At 36.0% G+C, this 724-nt stretch carries 2 protein-coding genes; one reads left to right on the top strand and one right to left on the bottom strand.

Going from position 1 to position 724, the window contains the following annotated elements:
- Positions 1 to 322, bottom strand: a 322-nt coding sequence (locus RT445_RS20020; protein WP_313471397.1) for a GNAT family N-acetyltransferase, incomplete at its 3' end; no start/stop codon positions are given.
- Between the two features lie 126 nt (positions 323 to 448).
- On the opposite strand from RT445_RS20020, the gene RT445_RS20015 reads away from it, so the two are divergent.
- On the top strand, positions 449 to 724 hold a 276-nt coding region (locus RT445_RS20015; protein ID WP_396631817.1), incomplete at its 3' end, for an HAAS signaling domain-containing protein.

Here is a 724-nt window from a genome sequence, read left to right as displayed (position 1 = left end):
GCTCGATTAATTCCTTTGCAACCTTCTCTTTTTTATATAATAAATCCACTGCAACTAATCCTACCCCACCGACTGGTAGCATGTTAGAGAATAGGCTCATTTGAAAGTCATGTAGTCGCATACCACCTATGAGTTTGTCATTTTCCCATAGTCCATAATAATGAAGAGACTTGTCATTGCTCTGATTGTACATAAATAGATTCTTTAGCCGCTCTTTTGTCGGTTGTGCCCCATCCATTCTTCCCGGATAGGCTCCTACAACGATATTTACAAAGGATACAAAGTCTTGTTCCTTTACTATTTTCTCTATCACTCTCACCATTTCCCCTCCATTTTTAAAGAATTGCATGTTGTTCTTGATTTTTTCATATTAATTTTTAGATGCCATAATAACATATATTACCACAATAAATCATGAGCATTGAAAATGATTAAAGGAGGAATTTGAATGACTTTAATTGATTCTTATCTTCATGAAGTGTCTAAAAAGCTACATAAGAATACGCGGCGTGAAGAAATATTGCTTGATCTAAAGGCTACTATAGAGAATATGTTGCCTGAGCAATATTCAGAATCTGATGTGAAAACCGTACTCCAAAAACTCGGTAACCCTGTAAAAATTGCTGCAAGCTATCAGGATACACCCCGTTTTTTAATTGGCCCAGATATTTTTGACCAATACATCGGAACGATCAAACTAGTCATACCTTGGGCAATGTTCATG

The organism is Lysinibacillus sp. (assembly GCF_032093475.1).
GTDB lineage: Bacteria > Bacillota > Bacilli > Bacillales_A > Planococcaceae > Lysinibacillus > Lysinibacillus irui.
Note: the sequence above shows the minus strand (reverse complement) of the source record. Positions and strands in the feature narration are given on the sequence as shown.